This window comes from Defluviitalea raffinosedens (assembly GCF_016908775.1).
Lineage (GTDB): Bacteria > Bacillota > Clostridia > Lachnospirales > Defluviitaleaceae > Defluviitalea > Defluviitalea raffinosedens.
In genome coordinates, this window is the sequence record NZ_JAFBEP010000002.1 from 209,111 (window position 1) to 227,323 (window position 18,213).

Here is an 18,213-nt window from a genome sequence, read left to right on the forward strand (position 1 = left end):
AAACTAAACGCATCATTTTAATTTAAATTAAAAACACCCTATAGAAGACCCTTTGTAAGGTCTTCATATAGGGTATATTTTGCATTATCTTTTCTTAATATACTTTTTCATATCAATTAGAACGATGATCACATTACCCTTTTATTAATGTCTAAAATGTCTCATACCTGTAAATATCATAGCTATTCCATATTGATCACAGGCATCAATGGATTCCTGATCTCGTACAGAGCCCCCTGGCTGAATAATCGCAGTAATTCCTGCTTTCGCCGCTGCCTCTACACAATCTGAGAACGGGAAGAATGCATCAGAGGCAAGAGCCGCTCCTTTTAATGCCTCTTCCCCTATTTGCTCGATACAATGTTCAATAGCTTGTTTACAAGCCCAAATTCTATTCACTTGTCCCGGTCCTATACCTAAAGATTGCTTATCCTTAGCAATAGCTATTCCGTTAGATTTTGCATATTTAACAACTTTCCATGCGAATAATAAATCTTCCATTTCTTTTTCGGTAGGCTGTCTTTTGGTTACTACTTTGAGTTCTTCTTCAGGCAGCAATACATTGTCTACCTCCTGAACCAGTAATCCCCCTGCTACCTTTTTCAAATCATAAGAGCCTTTCGGCTGCTTAACAGAAATGTGATCCAGCTGCAATATACGAAGGTTTTTCTTTTGCTTTAGAATTTCTAAAGCTTTTTCGGTATAAGAAGGTGCCACAATGATTTCAATAAAGATCTTATTCATTTCCTCTGCGGTTCTTTCGTCTATTTCACGATTGGCTACAACGATTCCTCCGAAAATCGACACTGGGTCAGCTTTATAAGCCGTCATATATGCATCATAAATATTGTCAGCGCTTCCTACACCGCAGGGGTTTGCATGTTTGCAGGCCACCACGGTGGGTTCATCGAATTCTTTAAGAAGTTCCAGAGCCCCATTGGTATCATTAATATTATTGAAGGAAAGTTCTTTTCCATGAAGCTGAATGGCAGAACTAAGACATCCTGTGTTCTTACCGATTTCTTTATAAAATGCAGCTTTTTGATGAGGATTTTCTCCATACCTCATATCCTGAACTTTTTCAAAGGTTAAGCTTAGAGTTTCCGGGAAGTCCTCAGCCCCTCTTTGCTTTCTGAGATAATTTGCAATAAGGGTATCATAACTTGCCGTATGCTCAAACACTTTAGACGCTAAATAAAATTTAGTTTCTTTAGATACTTCACCCTTTGCTTTTAATTCTTCTATAACCTTATCATAGTCTTTGGGATCCACGATCACTGCTACATCCTGATAGTTTTTAGCTGCTGCACGAATCATTGTAGGCCCGCCGATATCAATATTCTCAATGGCTTCTTCCAATTCTACATTGTCTTTTAAAATAGTTTGTTTAAAAGGATATAAATTCACTACTACCAAATCAATGGTGTCCACATTCAGTTCTTTTAATTGCTTCATGTGTTCTGGATTACTTCTGATCGCCAGAAGTCCCGCATGAATGTTAGGATGGAGGGTTTTTACTCTTCCGTCCAGGCATTCTGGAAAGCCCGTAATTTCAGAAATTCCAATGACTTTGATGCCTGCATCCATAATCGCTTTAGCAGTTCCTCCTGTGGAAATAATTTCAAAGCCTAATTCACTGATTTGCTTTGCAAATTCCACTACCCCAGTTTTGTCAGAAACACTAATTAATGCTCTTTTCATATTGAATCTCCTCCCATTTTTTATAATTTGCCATGAAATGTTCGGCTAATAACTTCTTCTTGTTGTTCTTTGCTTAGTTTATGGAAATTCACTGCATAGCCAGATACGCGAATGGTCAAGTTAGGGTATTTTTCCGGATGTTCCATAGCTTCTAGAAGTTTCTCTCTGTTTAAAACATTTACATTTAAATGATGAGACCCTTTTGCAAAATATCCATCCAATATAGCTGTCAGATTGTCAATTCTGGCTTCTTCTGTTTTCCCTAAAGTATTGGGCTCAACACTAAAAGTACAGGATATTCCGTCCCTGCAGCAATCATAAGGAATCTTAGCCACCGAATTAAGAGAAGCCAAAGCCCCTTTTGTGTCCCTGTTATGCATGGGATTTGCCCCCGGCGCAAAGGGTTCTCCTTTCTTTCGTCCGTCAGGCGTATTTCCAGTTTTTTTGCCATAAACCACATTAGAAGTAATGGTCAAGATAGATAATGTATGTTTTGCATTCCTATATGCCGGAATTTTCTTTAGATCATCATAAAAATCTTTTACCAGTTCTTTTGCAATACTGTCTACTCTCTCATCATCATTACCATACTTTGGGAAATCTCCCTCTATTTCAAAATCAATAATCAAGCCGTTTTCATCTCGAATCGGACTAACTTTTGCATATTTTATTGCACTAAGAGAATCCGCAACAACTGAAAGACCAGCAACCCCAAAAGCCATAAATCTTTCAACTTCTGTATCATGCAGCGCCATTTGCAATTTTTCATAAGCATATTTATCATGCATATAGTGAATCACATTCATGGTATTAACGTACAGTTCACAAAGCCATTTACGATAAAAGGAAAACCGGTCCATCACTTCTTCGTAGCTAAGAATGTCTCTTGAAATCGGTTTTCTGCTGGGACCTATCTGCTCTTTAGTAATCTCATCCACACCACCATTTAAGCTCATTAAAAGTACTTTGGGCAGATTACATCTTGCACCAAAAAACTGCATTTGCTTTCCTATTCTCATAGCCGATACACAGCAGGCAATAGCATAATCGTCTCCATAGATTTCCCGCATGATATCATCATTTTCATATTGGATCGAGTCTGTTTCAATAGAAACTCTGCTGCAATAACGTTTAAATGGTTTTGGCAAATTTTTAGACCACAGCACGGTTAAATTCGGCTCCGGCGCTGGACCTAAATTATAAAGGGTATGTAAAAATCTATAGGAGGTTTTCGTCACTAAAGTTCTTCCGTCTTCTCCCATGCCTCCTATGGATTCCGTAATCCAAAGGGGATCTCCTGCAAACAACTCGTTGTATTCAGGTGTTCTAAGTTCTCTTGCCATTCTAAGTTTCAGGACAAAATCATCTACGATTTCTTGAATTTCTGCTTCTGTAAAAAGATTTTCTCTTAAATCCCGTTCAAAGTAAATATCTAAAAATGTACTCACTCGCCCTAAAGACATGGCTGCTCCGTTTTGTTCTTTTATAGCTCCTAAATATGCAAAGTATAGCCATTGAACTGCTTCTTTGGAATTGGATGCAGGTTTTGAAATATCGTATCCATACATTTGAGCCATCTGTTTTAACTTTTCCAAAAAATCGATTTGTCGATAAAGTTCCTCAGAAAGTCTGATATTTTCATCGTCCATCAAACGCTTGCCAAGCTTTGCTTTATCTTTTTTCTTTTCCTCTATCAGAAAATCTACACCATATAATGGAACCCTTCTATAGTCTCCAATAATTCTTCCCCTGCCGTAAGCATCAGGAAGGCCAGTAATTACACCACTTTTTCTGGCCTTTCGCATTTCGTCAGTATACACTCTGAATACGCCGTCATTATGGGTCGTTCTGTATTCGAAATGTTCTTCAACCTTCTGGTCCAATTTATATCCGTAAGCTTCACATGCCTGCCTTGTCATCCGAATACCGCCAAAAGGATTAACACCTCTTTTTAAAGGCGCATCTGTTTGAAACCCTACTATGATCTCATTTTCCTTGTCAAGATATCCTGGCGGATATGTCAGCAGAGAAGATACCCTGGTGGTATCTATATCCAGCACCCCTCCCCTTTCCGACTCCAAACGGCATAAATCAGTGTATTTTTTTAATAGAACTTTGGTTCTTTCCGTTGGACCTTCCAGGAATTCTTCATTGCCTTCATAAGGACTGTAGTTTTTCTGAATAAAATCTCTGACATTTATTTCTTCCTGCCAAACTCCTTCGCTAAAGCCTTTCCATGGATTTCTTTGCATGTTTTCGCCTCCTATTTTCTTAAATAGAAAAGACCGCCTGGATAAACAGATTCAAACGGTCTGTTTGCCCAGGCGGTCGGCGTTTTTTACTTTGTATTCCCTGTGGGTACTCCCACTTAATCCGCCAGTCATACAAAGTAATGAAGTAATGTATAAAATTAACCCACTTTTTCTATAATAAATTTCAGTACAAAGATAATTGCTAAAACATACATTACAGGATGAACTTTCTTTGCTTTTCCTGTTATTGCATTAATCACTACATAGGATACTGTTCCGAATACAATTCCTTCTGCGATACTGTATGCTAAAGGCATTGCTATTAATGCCAGGAAAGCAGGAATTCCTTCACTTGCTTCTGTAAAATCTATTTTACCTACAGATTGCATCATCATAAATCCTACGATGATGAGGGCAGGTGCTGTTGCAAAGCTTGGTACCGCTAAGAAAATTGGAGAGAAGAATAATGCAATAACAAAGAAGATTGCAGTAACAAAAGCTGTTAATCCTGTCCTTCCTCCTTCTGCTACCCCTGAAGCACTTTCTACATAAGTAGTGGTGGTAGAGGTACCAAATAATGCTCCGGCAGTTGTACCAATTGCATCAGCTAATAATGCCTGTTTTACATTTGGAAGTTTGCCTTCTTTATCTAACATTCCAGCCTGGCTGGATACACCGATTAAAGTTCCTAGAGTATCAAATAAATCAACAAACAAGAATGCGAATACAACCACAAAGAAACTTAATGAAAATACTTGACTTAAATCCAGTTTAAATGCTATTGGAGCTATGCTTGGAGGTGCCGAGAACAATGTCGATGGAATTAAGCTATAAAGTCCTGCTTCTGGATTTGGAACATACCATCCAACTAATTCTGCTATAATTCCTAATACATAAGTTATTAAAATTCCAATAAGTATAGAGCCTTTTACTCTTTTAACAACCAAAATTCCAGTAATCAAAGTTCCCAATATTGCCAAGAAAGTAACAACATTTGTTACATCTCCTAAAGTTACAAGAGTTGCCGCATCTCCTGAAACGATACCTGCATTCTGGAAGCCGATGAAAGTAATAAATAAACCGATTCCTGCACCAACTGCATGCTTTAATGTTTGTGGAAATGCATTAAAAATTGCTTCACGAACATTTAAGAACGTTAAAATAATAAATATAACTCCTTCTACAAATACTGCTCCTAGAGCAATTTGCCAACTGTAGCCCATTGTTAAACAAACAGTATAAACGAAATATGCGTTAAGTCCCATACCAGGTGCCAATGCAAATGGGTAATTTGCTAAAAATGCCATGGCTAATGTTCCAACAACCGCTGCCAAAACAGTCGCTGTAAATACTGCACCCTGATCCATTCCTGCAGCTGCTAACATTCCAGGATTTACGGCTAAAATATAAGCCATCGTCATAAATGTTGTAAACCCTGCAATGACTTCTGTTTTTGCATTAGTATTGTTCTCACTTAGTCTGAATACTTTTTCTAAGAAGCTATTGTTTTGAAGCTGGCTCTTTGCTTGCGTCACTTTAATATCCCCCTTAAGTAATTTTGATTAAAAAAATCAATAGCTTTTCCTTAAAACAAAAAAGTTCGTTTCCATACCAATGGGAAACGAACATAATAATCCTGCAGAATTATTACTAAAACATTCGTTTCACCCATAGCCAGACAATTTACGGTTGTCGGTAGAGACATCTAGACCATATTTCTAGATTTATATAAGTGAACGCATTTATTATTGATGTTTACAGAAGTATTCTAGCAAACTATAATACTTCTTGTCAACAGTTTTTCGAACTTTTTATTTGATTTTATGTATAATGTTCGATTAATAAGAGCTATTGCTCTTTTCTCCTTTTATAATAGCTACAGAAGCACTGGCTCCAATGCGATTCGCTCCTGCTTTTACAAGGGCTTCAGCGTCCTGGCGGGTTCGTACCCCTCCGGATGCTTTTACCCCCATAGTCTCTCCTACAGTTCTTCTCATCAATTCAATATCGGCTTTGGTAGCGCCTCCTCCAGAAAAACCGGTAGAAGTTTTTACAAAATCTGCTCCCGCTTCTTTTGCAAGCAGACAAGCTTTTTCCTTTTCCTCATCGGTTAAAAGAGATGTTTCTATAATCACCTTAACCACTGCTCTTTTGTTAACAGTATGTACTACTGCTTTAATTTCGTCTCTAACATAATCATATTTTTTATCTTTTAAAGCACCGATATTAATCACCATGTCCACTTCTGTAGCACCATTTTCTATGGCTTCCTGTACTTCAGAAGTTTTGGTTGTAATGGTATTGGCGCCTAAAGGAAAGCCTATTACGGTTGTAATGCCTACATTACTGTCCTGTAATAAATGTTTTGCCATTGGCACATAACAGGGATTTACACAAACCGTAGCAAATCCATATTCTTTTGCTTCTTCGCATAGCTTTCTGATGTCTTCTTCTTTTGCATCCGGCTTTAAAACAGTATGATCGATCATAGCCGCTAGTTGTTTATCTTCCATATTCATTCCTCCTGATAGTTCATTTCTTTGATTGTAACATTATTTAGTATAAATATCAAAATGATTCTTTCTATATGGTTTGAACAATTTTGAATATCTATTCATAATAATTTGCATCTAAATTTCTTACTATGTTTTAGTGCTTTTAAATCCAATCTCTATACTATAACATATCATAACTCATCCAAATGAAAAAGCCCTAAAAACCTTCACGGTTTACAGGGCTTTTAGTTTTACTCCCACTCAATTGTTGCTGGTGGTTTACTGGTTATATCATAAACGATTCTGTTAACGTGTTCTACTTCATTCACAATCCTATTAGAAATCTTTGCTAATACATCATGGGGAATTCTTGCCCAATCAGCTGTCATAAAGTCCGTTGTAGATACTCCACGAAGGGCTATGGTATAGCTGTAAGTTCTTTCATCTCCCATGACTCCAACGGAACGTAAATTGGTAAGTACTGCAAAGTACTGTCCTATTTCTTTATCAAGGCCTGCGTTGACTATCTCTTCACGGTATATATAGTCAGCTTCTTGAAGAATGGCTATTTTTTCTCTGGTCACTTCTCCTATAATTCTGATGGCTAAGCCGGGGCCCGGGAAAGGTTGTCTTGATACTAAGAATTCGGGAATGCCAAGGGCTCTTCCTAGACTTCGCACTTCGTCTTTAAAGAGGTCTCTTAAAGGCTCGATAATTTCTTTAAAATCTACATAATCAGGGAGTCCGCCAACATTATGATGGCTTTTAATAACCGCTGCATTTTTAGTTCCACTCTCAATTACGTCAGGATAAATGGTTCCCTGTACCAGAAAATCTACCGTTCCAATTTTCTTTGCTTCGGCTTCGAATACACGAATGAATTCTTCTCCGATGATTTTTCTTTTGGTTTCAGGATCTGTAACACCTTTTAGTTTGTCTAAAAATCTGTCCTGGGCATTAACACGAATCAGGTTCATATCAAACTGTTCTCTGAATACTTTCTCAACTTCGTCCCCTTCGTTCTTCCTAAGAAGGCCGTGATCTACAAAAATACAGGTTAATTGCTTTCCTACCGCTTTATGAATGAGTACTGCCGCAACAGAAGAATCCACTCCTCCAGATAAAGCACAAAGTACTTTTTTATTACCTATTTTTTCTTTTAATTTCTTGATGGATTCCTCTGCAAAGTCTTTCATAATCCAGTCGCCGCTGCAGCCACATACATCATACAGGAAATTTTTAAGCATCTGAGTACCTTTTGGCGTATGCATAACTTCTGGGTGGAATTGAACACCATATAGTTTTCTTTTGGTATCTGCCATAGCCGCTACAGGACAGGTTCCAGTAGTGGCAATGACTTCAAAGCCTTCCGGCGGCTCGCTAATATAATAGGTGTGGCTCATCCAGCAAACGGTCTGTTCTTCTACATCTTTAAACAATGGATTGTCTGTACGAACAATTAAATCTGTCTTCCCATATTCTCTTTGGTCTGCCTTAGCTACTTTTCCTCCTAAAACATGACCCATAAGCTGAGAACCATAGCAAATACCCAATACCGGTATGCCCAGCTCAAAAATTTCTTTTTCTACCATGGGTGCATTTTCTTCATACACAACACTTGGTCCGCCGGTGAAAATGATTCCCTTAGGATTTCTCTTTTTAATTTCGTCTATGGATGTATCATAAGAAAGCACTTCACAATATACATTGGCTTCCCTGACTCTTCTTGCGATCAGTTGATTGTATTGACCCCCGAAGTCCAATACAATAATCAGTTCGTGATTCATAGCTTTCCTCCTAAAAATAGTTTATTGTTTAAAGCTGCAATGGATATCGTCGGATTAAGCATCTTCCATCAGCGATAATTGTGAAATCCGGAAAGACTGCTGTCAATCCGGATTACCATAAACTAATATTCTACACTGTAGTTAGGCGCTTCTTTTGTAATATGAATATCGTGAGGATGACTTTCTTTTAAGCCTGCTCCGGTAATTTGAACAAATCGGCCATTTTCTCTTAGTTCATCAATAGTTCTCGTTCCGCAGTACCCCATTCCTGCACGAAGGCCTCCCATCAATTGGTAAACACTGTCTTCAACAGATCCTTTATAAGGAACACGGCCTTCTACACCTTCAGGCACTAACTTCTTAGCATCTTGCTGGAAGTACCTGTCTTTACTTCCTTTTTCCATAGCTGCAAGAGAACCCATTCCTCTGTATACTTTATATTTTCTTCCCTGGTACAGTTCGGTTTCTCCAGGGCTTTCTTCACAACCTGCAAACAAACTTCCCATCATCGTTACGCTGGCTCCAGCGGCAATTGCTTTTACAATATCTCCTGAATATTTGATTCCTCCGTCAGCAATAACCGGAATGCCGTAAGGTTTTGCAGCTTCAGCACAATCGTAAATTGCAGTAATCTGAGGAACACCGACCCCTGCTATAACTCTCGTTGTACAAATGGATCCAGGTCCGATTCCAACTTTAACCGCATCAGCCCCTGCTTCAATCAGGGCTTTTGTTGCCTCACCGGTTGCCACATTTCCTGCGATCACTTGCAATTCTGGATAAGCGGATTTTACTTTCTTTACAGTATCCAACACACCCTGGGAATGTCCATGGGCTGTATCTATAACGATCACATCCACTTTTGCTTCTACTAATTTTGCTACTCTGTCAAGAACATCCGCTGTAACTCCAACTGCTGCTCCTACTAACAGTCTGCCATTTGAATCTTTTGCAGCGTTAGGATATAAAATTGCTTTTTCTATGTCTTTAATCGTAATAAGTCCTTTTAAATTTCCTTCCTGGTCTACAATAGGCAGCTTTTCTATTCTATACTTTGACAAAATCTCTTTTGCTTCTTCTAAAGTCGTTCCTTCCGGTGCAGTAATGAGATTTTCTTTTGTCATAACTTCTTTTATTTTTCTATTATGATTGGTTTCAAAACGCAAATCCCTGTTGGTAAGGATTCCCACCAGTTTAGTTCCTTCGGTTATAGGAACTCCCGAAATACGATATTTTGCCATTAATTCATTGGCTTCATATACATAGTGTTCAGGAGATAAGGAAAATGGATCTGTAATAACGCCATTTTCAGAACGTTTTACTTTATCTACTTCCTCTGCTTGCTGTTCAATGGACATGTTTTTATGTATAATTCCAATACCTCCCTGACGTGCCATTGCAATAGCCATTCTTGACTCAGTCACAGTATCCATCCCCGCACTCATTACAGGAATATTCAATCTGATCTTTTTGGTCAAATTCGTAGATAAATCTACGTCCTTAGGAAGAACCTGAGAGTAGGCAGGTATCAATAAAACGTCATCAAATGTTACTCCCTGTTTAATAATTTTATGCATTTCTCAACCTCTCCTTAATTTTTTCGCTAAAGTGTATCAAAAGATTGTAACCTTGTCAACTATTTTATATGTTTCCTTTTTTATTTGCAAGTATGTCTTTTCTTCAAATTTTATGTAGAATTTTGTATCAAGCAATAAATCCATTCTACTAAAAAAGGCGGGTCATACCGCCTCACTTTTTTATATGCAATTTCCTAGGAATTAAATGAAAAATTCCTTTTAAAATTTCTTCGTTAGGTTCAAAAATCATTTTTACCTTTTGGTTATTATGCATGAATACTGCAGCATATGTATTGGATTTGATCTCTCCGCTGCTAAAATCCAAAGTTTTTTCAAAACCACTTAATTCATGGGAATGGTCTTTATCTTCCACATGAGCCATTGCTTCAAAATCTTTAACAGAAACAGAAATCAGTCTTTTACGCTTGCTTTTATTGATGATCTTATCAATATCCAAATCACCGTTTGTAAAACTATACTCATATTCAATGTTTTGTCTTTGTACAAGCCAATATGCTCCATAGGCTACAATAATCACGACCAGTACAAAAGCCTGAGGAATAAAAAGGAATGATGCAGCAACCAGTAAAATTGCAGCAAGAATAACCAATGCCGTAATCATACCATCTTTTGCAGTACGTTTCTTGGACACAAGCTGTTCTTTAAATATATCTCCCACATCTTCACCCCTTTATCATCTCTTAATCACAAATTAGATTGCTTAATAATGTATATGGTAACATATAAAATTCTAAATATCAAGAAAACAGCTTGCCCAAAGGACAAGCTGTTTTTAAGTAAAATTTATTACATCATTCCCATTCCTGGAGCTCCGCCAGGCATAGCTGGTTCTTTTTCAGGAATATCTGCAACAACAGATTCTGTTGTTAATAATGTAGAAGCAACGGAAGTTGCATTTTGAAGAGCACTTCTTGTTACTTTAGTTGGATCAAGGATTCCTGCATCAATCATATTCACATATTCTTCTGTAAGTGCATTGAATCCAACATTCTTTTCCGATTCTTTTACATTATTTACAATCACAGAACCTTCTAATCCTGCGTTCTCTGCAATTTGACGAAGAGGTGCTTCAAGAGCTTTAAGCACAATCTTTACACCTGTCTTTTCATCGCCTGTTGTGGTATCTAATAAAGTTGCAACTTCTTTGATCGCATGAATGTAAGAAGAACCACCACCAGCAACAATTCCTTCTTCTACTGCTGCTCTTGTAGCTGCCAAAGCATCTTCGATACGAAGTTTGTTTTCTTTCATTTCAGTTTCTGTTGCAGCTCCAACTTTAATTACTGCAACACCACCTGCTAATTTAGCCAATCTTTCTTGTAATTTTTCTCTATCGAATTCAGAAGTTGTTTCTTCAATTTGATTTTTAATTTGTTTTACTCTTGCATCGATGTCTTCTTTCTTTCCTGCTCCACCGATAATAATAGTATTCTCTTTTTGAACTTTAACAGTTGCAGCTTTTCCAAGCATATCTAAAGTAGCTTCTTTTAATTCCAAGCCTACTTCTTCAGAGATCACTGTACCGCCAGTTAAAATAGCGATGTCTCTAAGCATGTCTTTTCTTCTGTCACCAAATCCTGGTGCTTTTACTGCTACACAGTTAAATGTTCCTCTTAATTTATTCAGAATTAATGTAGTTAATGCTTCTCCTTCTACATCTTCAGCAATGATAAGGAGTTTTGCACCTTGTTGAACAATTTGTTCAAGAAGTGGAAGGATTTCCTGAATGTTGGAAATCTTCTTGTCTGTAATCAAGATGTATGGATCTTCGAGAACTGCTTCCATTTTATCCATATCCGTTGCCATGTAAGCAGACAGATATCCTCTGTCAAATTGCATACCTTCTACAACTTCTAATTCTGTGTGCATGGTTTTGGATTCTTCAACAGTAATTACTCCGTCATTGGATACTTTTTCCATAGCATCAGCAATCAAGTTACCGATTTCATCATCTCCGGCAGAAATCGCTGCAACTCTTGCAATATGTTGCTTGCCGTTGATTGTCTGGCTGGCATTTTTGATTACTTCTACTGCTTTATCAGTTGCTTTATGCATACCTCTTCTTAAAATAATAGGATTTGCACCGGCTGCAATATTTTTAAGTCCTTCTTTAATCATAGCCTGAGCTAATACTGTAGCAGTAGTTGTACCGTCCCCTGCAACATCGTTGGTTTTGGTTGCAACTTCTTTAACCAATTGAGCGCCCATATTTTCAAATGGATCTTCTAACTCGATTTCTTTAGCAATAGTAACACCATCATTAGTAATTAATGGAGTACCATATTTTTTATCTAAAACGACATTACGTCCTTTTGGTCCTAAAGTTACTTTTACTGTATTCGCTAATTTATCCACACCAGCTTCTAATGCTGCTCTGGCTTCGGCAGCAAATTTAATTTGCTTTGCCATGTTTACATCCTCCTTTTATAATTGAATTTGATCTATTATTGTTCTACAATCGCTAAAATATCACTTTGTCTTAAAACGATATATTCTTCATCATCAATTTTTACTTCTGTTCCGGCATATTTTGAGTAAATTACTCTATCGCCAACTTTTACTTCCATTTTAACTTCTTTTCCGTCTACTACTCCGCCAGGTCCTACAGCCACAACTTCAGCTTCTTGAGGTTTTTCTTTTGCCTGATTGGGAAGAACGATACCAGATTTTGTCTTTTCTTCAGCTTCTAATTGCTTAATAACCACTCTGTCACCTAATGGTTTGAGTTTCATTGTATAACCTCCTTCAGAATATGTACTTTTTACTCATTATTTTTCGGCTTATTAGCACTCATCACAATTGAGTGCTAACTACAAAAATAATATTAATAAAAGCATGTTGTTTGTGCAAGGCTATATTTCACCTAAAATTACACTTTAGCTAGTGTTTCCATAAATTACTTCAAATATTCTTCGTTTTTCTTTGATTTACTAACATTTTCTCTTTGTATCACAGAATAATATTCAATAGACTTTTTAATTTTAAGAATAATTCTTGAACGAAAGGAAGATAATACAAAATCGGAATAAAAATTGCCGGAAGCAGATTACCGACTTTTATTTTCTTAATCTCCAGCATATTGAGTCCTATAGCAAAAATTAAAATACCGCCAACGGTTGAAATCTCTCTGATCATATCAGCAGTCATATAGGGTTCAATCCACTGAGCCAGTAAAGTAATTGCCCCCTGATAAATAAATACCGAAACTCCAGCCAGGGCGACCCCTATACCTAAGGTTGAAGATAATAAAATAGAAGTAACACCATCCAATACGGATTTTGCAAACAAAGTTTTATGTACTCCCTGGAGACCGCTCTCCAAAGCCCCCATAATGGCCATAGTCCCTACACAAAAAAGCAAACTGGCAGAAACGAATCCCTGGGATATGTTGTCGCCTTTATCCCCCTTTTGCATTTTACTCTGAAGATAGTCCCCTAAATTCTCCAGTCTCAATTCAATATTCCACCACTGACCAATGAGTCCTCCAAGAATAAGACTGATAATAAACAGTATGGGGTGACTTGAAGGCTGAATCATATTTCCGATAGCACCTGACGCTCCAATAAATAGTACGGCTAAAGAAACTCCATGGAATACGATCTGTTTGTAGTCTTCTTTCAAGCCGTTTTTTAAAAACATCCCCACTAACGCCCCACAAAAAATTGCCAAAGCGTTTACAGTCGTTCCCAGCATCGAATTCCTCCTCATTTGCCAAGTCTTAGCTGTCTCGCATAATAAAATAAATACTGTTGCGCGATCCCTGCTAAATTCCCAAAGTATTCTTTGGCAAAAGCCTGAATCTCATTTGGACTTGTATCTCTATTAAAATAGAAGTATTCCATTACTCTTTTTACCCATACGTCAACAGGAAAAGCTTCCTCATGACCTATGCCGAATAGAAGAACACAATCTGCAATCTTTGGTCCTACACCCTTTATTTTCAGAAGTTCTTTTTTGGCTTCTTCATAGGGCATATTTGCAAGCTTTTCAAGCTCTACTTCCTTATTCTTCACTTTTTGGCATGCATCCATAATGTAAGGTGCCCGAAAGCCTGCTTTACAATTTCTGAGCTCTTGTTCATTTGCCATTGCCAATTGCTCAATTGTAGGAAAGGTATAGTAATCATATCCTTCAAAAGTACAAATATATTTTCCAAACATTCTACTTATATTCTCTACTACTTGTTTGATATGCGGAATTTGCTTATTTTGTGAAATGATAAAGGATATAAGGCATTCCCAGGGTTCTTGGCGAAGAATCCGGATTCCGGGAGCAAACTGAACTGCCCGGGCCAAATGGATATCTTTTTCAGCCAAGTGTCGTTTAATTATATCATAGTCTTTGTCCAAATCAAAGTAAGAACTCCATAAATTTTCAAACTCTTCTGCGGAAGTCGGATAAAGAATGATCTCCTCTTTTGTCTGGAGAATTCTTAATACCTTTCCTTTGGCAACAATCACGTAATCATTTTGAGCGAGCTTATGAAATCTAAAACATTGTCCGCATTCCAAAATCTGCTCTATTTCAAAGCTGTCCTCTGCTTTTAATATGATTTTGTCTTCTATTTGCTTATATTTCATATTTTCCTTCCTCTCTAAAAATATCCATGATATACTAAGAGTATTTAAACCATGGAGTGATGTTAAATGAAAGAACAAATTTATACAATACCAGTTATTGATGCATTTAAAGAAAATTCGGAATGCCCTTTTTGCACATTGCACCAGGCTTTAGAAAGAGAAAGCGTCGACTTTATGCTTGGAGCATCTTACATGGAAGATGACATTCGAATGGAAACCAATAAAAGTGGTTTTTGTCCCCATCATTATCAAATGCTTTTTAACGAAAACAATCGTCTTGGTCTGGCACTTATACTTCATACTCATTTCCAGGAAGTTAATAAATTTCTTTCTAACGCAATAGATTCACAAAAGGACTCAGCCCCCCGCAACTCTTCTTTTCTGTCCGGACTGATTAAGAAAAGAGTGCCTTCCAAACCATATAAAAATCCTATTTCTTCAGACCTCAATACTATCTATGATGACTGCTACATATGCAATAAGATTGAGAAAACCTTCGAACGCTATATGGACACTTTTTTTTATCTATGGAAAAAAGATCCTGAATTTGTCTCCTTAGTGTCTGATGGTAAAGGCTTTTGCTTAAACCACTTTGCTTTCCTTATTGAAAGCGCGAATTCCGCTTTAAATAAGGAGCAATACAATCATTTTACTCAGATTGTTTTTCCCATTCAACTTGAAAATTTTAAAAGAATAGAAGAAGAACTGGATTGGTTCATCCAAAAATTCGACTACAGATTCAAAGAAGAACCATGGAAAAACTCAAAAGACGCTGTCCAGAGAGCTATTCTAAAAATCTCTGGTATGGCAGTTGAAGAATAATATGTTTTTCATTAGGGGGGACTTGTCTATGTCCGTTTATTTTAATAGCAAATTTGACATATCTTCTAAAAATATGCCGTATAAAAACAATTTTCAGTACCTTCAAGATCTGCTTAAGTTGCTATAACTACAACTTTTTCTTTTGTTTAAGCAATCCGAGGAAGATGGGGAACAAAATTCCAATAAATTCAAGGGAATTGTACTGTCAAGAACAGATATATCCATTTGGAATCACAGCCAATTCATAAGCGAAGGACATCTTAACTAAGCTTGTTACAATCAAACATGCCATAACCTTGAGAAAAAGGCTACTCTCCTAAAACCCATATACAATTGTGATGATGTTGTGCTTCCCAAAGAACAGATTAAAGAATTAAAAGATGCTGCCAATCAAGTCAAATTCAAACACGTTGTGCTCAATCAATGGGGATTTGATTCAAAATTGTCCTACGGCAAGGACTTAAGCGTTGTGTTTGCTGGTCCTCCCGGAACCGGTAAAACCATGGCTGCACAAGTCATAAGCTAAAGAAATCAATAGGAGATATATAAAATAGATTTATCCCAGGTTATCAGTAAATACATTGGTGAAACTGAAAAAAACCTGGTAAATCTAAATCATTTTCTGTATTCGACTGTATCTTTTTTGCTAGCACATAATGTCCCCCTTAAAATTCCACCATAAAAGTGGATATCTACACTTATAAAATAGTGATATACTCATCATATATCTCTTTATTTTTGAAAATAATGCAAATACTCATTTTATGTTCTAATAACCAAAATAACACTAGCTATACACAAATATCAGAATCAAAGATTATTTTTAAACTATTATTTAATCTTCATCTTATAGAACAACTTTACAAGATTTGTAATATAAAATTTCAAACTTTACAATCTCTTTATATGTTAATATTGAAATAATATTGCAAATATATTCAATAGTATCAATTAAAAAATTTTTTAACTAAAAAGGAAATCGGAATTATTTGTCGAATTAAAATCAAGTATTACATTTTATAATTTTATTATGATAAAGGAGGAAAGAATATGGCACAAAAAAATGTAGCCACAGGAGCAGATGGTGAAAAATTTACACCATATGTTCCAGCTAACAAGGTTATGCCTGAATTTACAGGTCTATCTATTGTATTGGGTATATTGCTATCCGTAGTATTCGGTGCAGCAAATGCTTATTTAGGCCTGAAGGTTGGTATGACTGTATCAGCTTCCATACCAGCTGCAGTTATATCTATGACCATTGTTAGAGTTATATTAAAAAGAAAATCTATTCTGGAAAACAACATGGTTCAAACCATCGCATCAGCCGGTGAATCCCTTGCAGCCGGTGCAATCTTTACGTTACCAGCGTTGTTCTTATGGGGCGAATCACCCAGCGCATTAACGATGACTCTGATCACCTTAGCAGGTGGTGCACTTGGGGTATTATTCATGATCCCTATCAGAAGATACTTGATTGTACAAGAACATGGTAAATTACCATATCCGGAAGGAACAGCCTGTGCTGAAGTTCTTCTTGCTGGAGAAGAAGGTGGAAGCGGTGCGGGATTGATCTTTGCCGGTGGTGGAATAGGACTCATTTATAAATTCTTAGGGGATGGATTAAAACTGTTCCCAACTGAAATTGAAACTCCGATAAAAGGATTTGATGGAGCAGCTATTGGTATGGATGTTTTACCTGCTCTTCTTGGCGTTGGCTTTATTATTGGACCAAAAATTTCTGCATATATGCTTGCCGGTGCAATATTGGCATGGCTTGCTTTTATCCCCATGATTACTTTCATTGGAAGTGATTTGACATCAGCTGTATTGCCAGCAGCAGACTTAATCAAAGACTTAGGTTACTGGGGAATCTGGTCTAATTATATCCGCTACATAGGTGCCGGAGCCGTTGCAGCCGGTGGTATTATCAGTATGATTAAATCTCTGCCTGTTATGATTTCATCCTTCAGAGATGCAGTAAAAGGTTTTGGAATAAAAGCTTCAGGTGAAATTGAAAGAACTGATAAAGACCTGAATGGTAAATATGTAACTATTGCAACCATTGTTATTATCGTGTTAATGGGCATACTACCTGTTATCCCCGTTGGAATAATGGGCGCTATATTGATTGCAATATTCGGTTTCTTATTCGTAACCGTTTCTTCAAGAATCGTTGGTCTTCTTGGAAGTTCTTCCAACCCTGTTTCAGGTATGACAATTGCAACATTATTATTCACTACCATCATTATGAAAGCCACTGGAGCCAGCGGCAAACCCGGAATGATTGCCGTTCTTTGCGTAGGCGCAGTAATCTGTACAGCAGCAGCAATTGCTGGTGATGCTTCACAAGACTTAAAAACAGGTTATCTTGTAGGAGCAACTCCATGGAAACAACAACTTGGTGAAATCATAGGTGTAGCTGCTTCTGCAGTAGCAATCGGATTCATCATGATTCTATTAAACAATGCCTACACCTTTGGTTCTAAAGAATTGGGAGCACCTCAGGCAACTCTTATGAAACTTGTTATTGAAGGTATTATGGATGGAAACTTGCCTTGGAATCTTGTATTTATCGGTGTTTCTTCTTCATTGATATTTGAAGTATTAGGCATTTCTTCTCTACCAGTTGCTATCGGCATCTACCTTCCAATTCATTTATCCACTCCAATCATGGTTGGTGGACTTGTAAAAGGTGCGCTTGATCTCTTGGTTAAAAATAACGAAGAAAATAAAGCTAAAACTGAAAATGGTATATTGTACAGCTCCGGCTTAATTGCAGGGGAAGGATTAATGGGAATAATACTGGCAGGATTTGCTGCAGCCAATGTAGATCTTGCAGTTGGAAATTACCCATTAGGACAATTAGGTGCTCTCATCCTCTTCTGCTTAGTCATACTATCATTGATATACTATGTATTCTTTAAGAAAACAGAAGAGAAAACTGTGAAAAAATAATATTTATTTCATAATGCAAA

At 37.1% G+C, this 18,213-nt stretch carries 14 protein-coding genes and 2 riboswitches; of the genes, 3 read left to right on the plus strand and 11 right to left on the minus strand.

Annotated elements, in window-relative coordinates:
- Positions 1-144: 144 nt before the first annotated feature.
- From purH to JOD07_RS02980, 11 genes are all read right to left on the minus strand, one after another.
- Positions 145-1,701, minus strand: coding sequence for a bifunctional phosphoribosylaminoimidazolecarboxamide formyltransferase/IMP cyclohydrolase (gene purH / locus JOD07_RS02930; RefSeq protein ID WP_204612103.1), 1,557 nt, complete (start codon positions 1,699-1,701; stop codon positions 145-147).
- 20 nt (positions 1,702-1,721) lie between these two features.
- Complete coding sequence (gene pflB, locus JOD07_RS02935; protein ID WP_204612105.1) at positions 1,722-3,953, minus strand: formate C-acetyltransferase; 2,232 nt, start codon at positions 3,951-3,953, stop codon at positions 1,722-1,724.
- Between the two features lie 59 nt (positions 3,954-4,012).
- Positions 4,013-4,095: riboswitch (ZMP/ZTP riboswitch) on the minus strand.
- A gap of 16 nt (positions 4,096-4,111) precedes the next feature.
- Positions 4,112-5,488, minus strand: coding sequence for an NCS2 family permease (locus tag JOD07_RS02940; RefSeq protein WP_204612107.1), 1,377 nt, complete (start codon positions 5,486-5,488; stop codon positions 4,112-4,114).
- Between the two features lie 116 nt (positions 5,489-5,604).
- Positions 5,605-5,705, minus strand: a riboswitch (purine riboswitch).
- 86 nt (positions 5,706-5,791) lie between these two features.
- Positions 5,792-6,466, minus strand: a complete 675-nt coding sequence (gene deoC / locus JOD07_RS02945; RefSeq protein ID WP_204612109.1) for a deoxyribose-phosphate aldolase — start codon at positions 6,464-6,466, stop codon at positions 5,792-5,794.
- A 233-nt stretch (positions 6,467-6,699) separates the two neighbouring features.
- Positions 6,700-8,235, minus strand: a complete 1,536-nt coding sequence (gene guaA / locus JOD07_RS02950) for a glutamine-hydrolyzing GMP synthase (protein WP_204612123.1) — start codon at positions 8,233-8,235, stop codon at positions 6,700-6,702.
- A gap of 122 nt (positions 8,236-8,357) precedes the next feature.
- Positions 8,358-9,812, minus strand: a complete 1,455-nt coding sequence (gene guaB / locus JOD07_RS02955) for an IMP dehydrogenase (protein ID WP_158741302.1) — start codon at positions 9,810-9,812, stop codon at positions 8,358-8,360.
- 172 nt (positions 9,813-9,984) lie between these two features.
- Complete coding sequence (locus JOD07_RS02960) at positions 9,985-10,491, minus strand: DUF6106 family protein (protein WP_158741301.1); 507 nt, start codon at positions 10,489-10,491, stop codon at positions 9,985-9,987.
- A gap of 128 nt (positions 10,492-10,619) precedes the next feature.
- A complete protein-coding gene (groL, locus tag JOD07_RS02965; protein WP_158741300.1) occupies positions 10,620-12,242 on the minus strand; it encodes a chaperonin GroEL in 1,623 nt (540 codons plus the stop codon).
- A gap of 35 nt (positions 12,243-12,277) precedes the next feature.
- Positions 12,278-12,565: a co-chaperone GroES gene (gene groES, locus JOD07_RS02970; protein ID WP_158741299.1), complete on the minus strand. Its 288-nt coding sequence runs from the start codon at positions 12,563-12,565 to the stop codon at positions 12,278-12,280.
- 217 nt (positions 12,566-12,782) lie between these two features.
- Positions 12,783-13,526: a DUF554 domain-containing protein gene (locus JOD07_RS02975; protein ID WP_158741298.1), complete on the minus strand. Its 744-nt coding sequence runs from the start codon at positions 13,524-13,526 to the stop codon at positions 12,783-12,785.
- Between the two features lie 11 nt (positions 13,527-13,537).
- Complete coding sequence (locus tag JOD07_RS02980) at positions 13,538-14,413, minus strand: DNA-3-methyladenine glycosylase family protein (RefSeq protein WP_158741297.1); 876 nt, start codon at positions 14,411-14,413, stop codon at positions 13,538-13,540.
- 66 nt (positions 14,414-14,479) lie between these two features.
- Here JOD07_RS02980 and JOD07_RS02985 point away from each other — a divergent pair, with 66 nt between their 5' ends.
- The 3 genes from JOD07_RS02985 to JOD07_RS02995 all read left to right on the plus strand — a co-directional run bounded on the left by JOD07_RS02985 (position 14,480) and on the right by JOD07_RS02995 (position 18,193).
- Positions 14,480-15,235 carry a DUF6062 family protein gene (locus JOD07_RS02985; protein ID WP_204612125.1) on the plus strand — a complete coding sequence of 252 codons (756 nt, stop codon included), beginning with the start codon at positions 14,480-14,482 and terminating at the stop codon, positions 15,233-15,235.
- Positions 15,236-15,581: 346 nt separating this feature from the next.
- Positions 15,582-15,761, plus strand: coding sequence for a P-loop NTPase family protein (locus JOD07_RS02990; protein ID WP_158741295.1), 180 nt, complete (start codon positions 15,582-15,584; stop codon positions 15,759-15,761).
- Between the two features lie 524 nt (positions 15,762-16,285).
- Positions 16,286-18,193, plus strand: a complete 1,908-nt coding sequence (locus JOD07_RS02995; protein ID WP_204612133.1) for an OPT family oligopeptide transporter — start codon at positions 16,286-16,288, stop codon at positions 18,191-18,193.
- Positions 18,194-18,213: the final 20 nt, after the last annotated feature.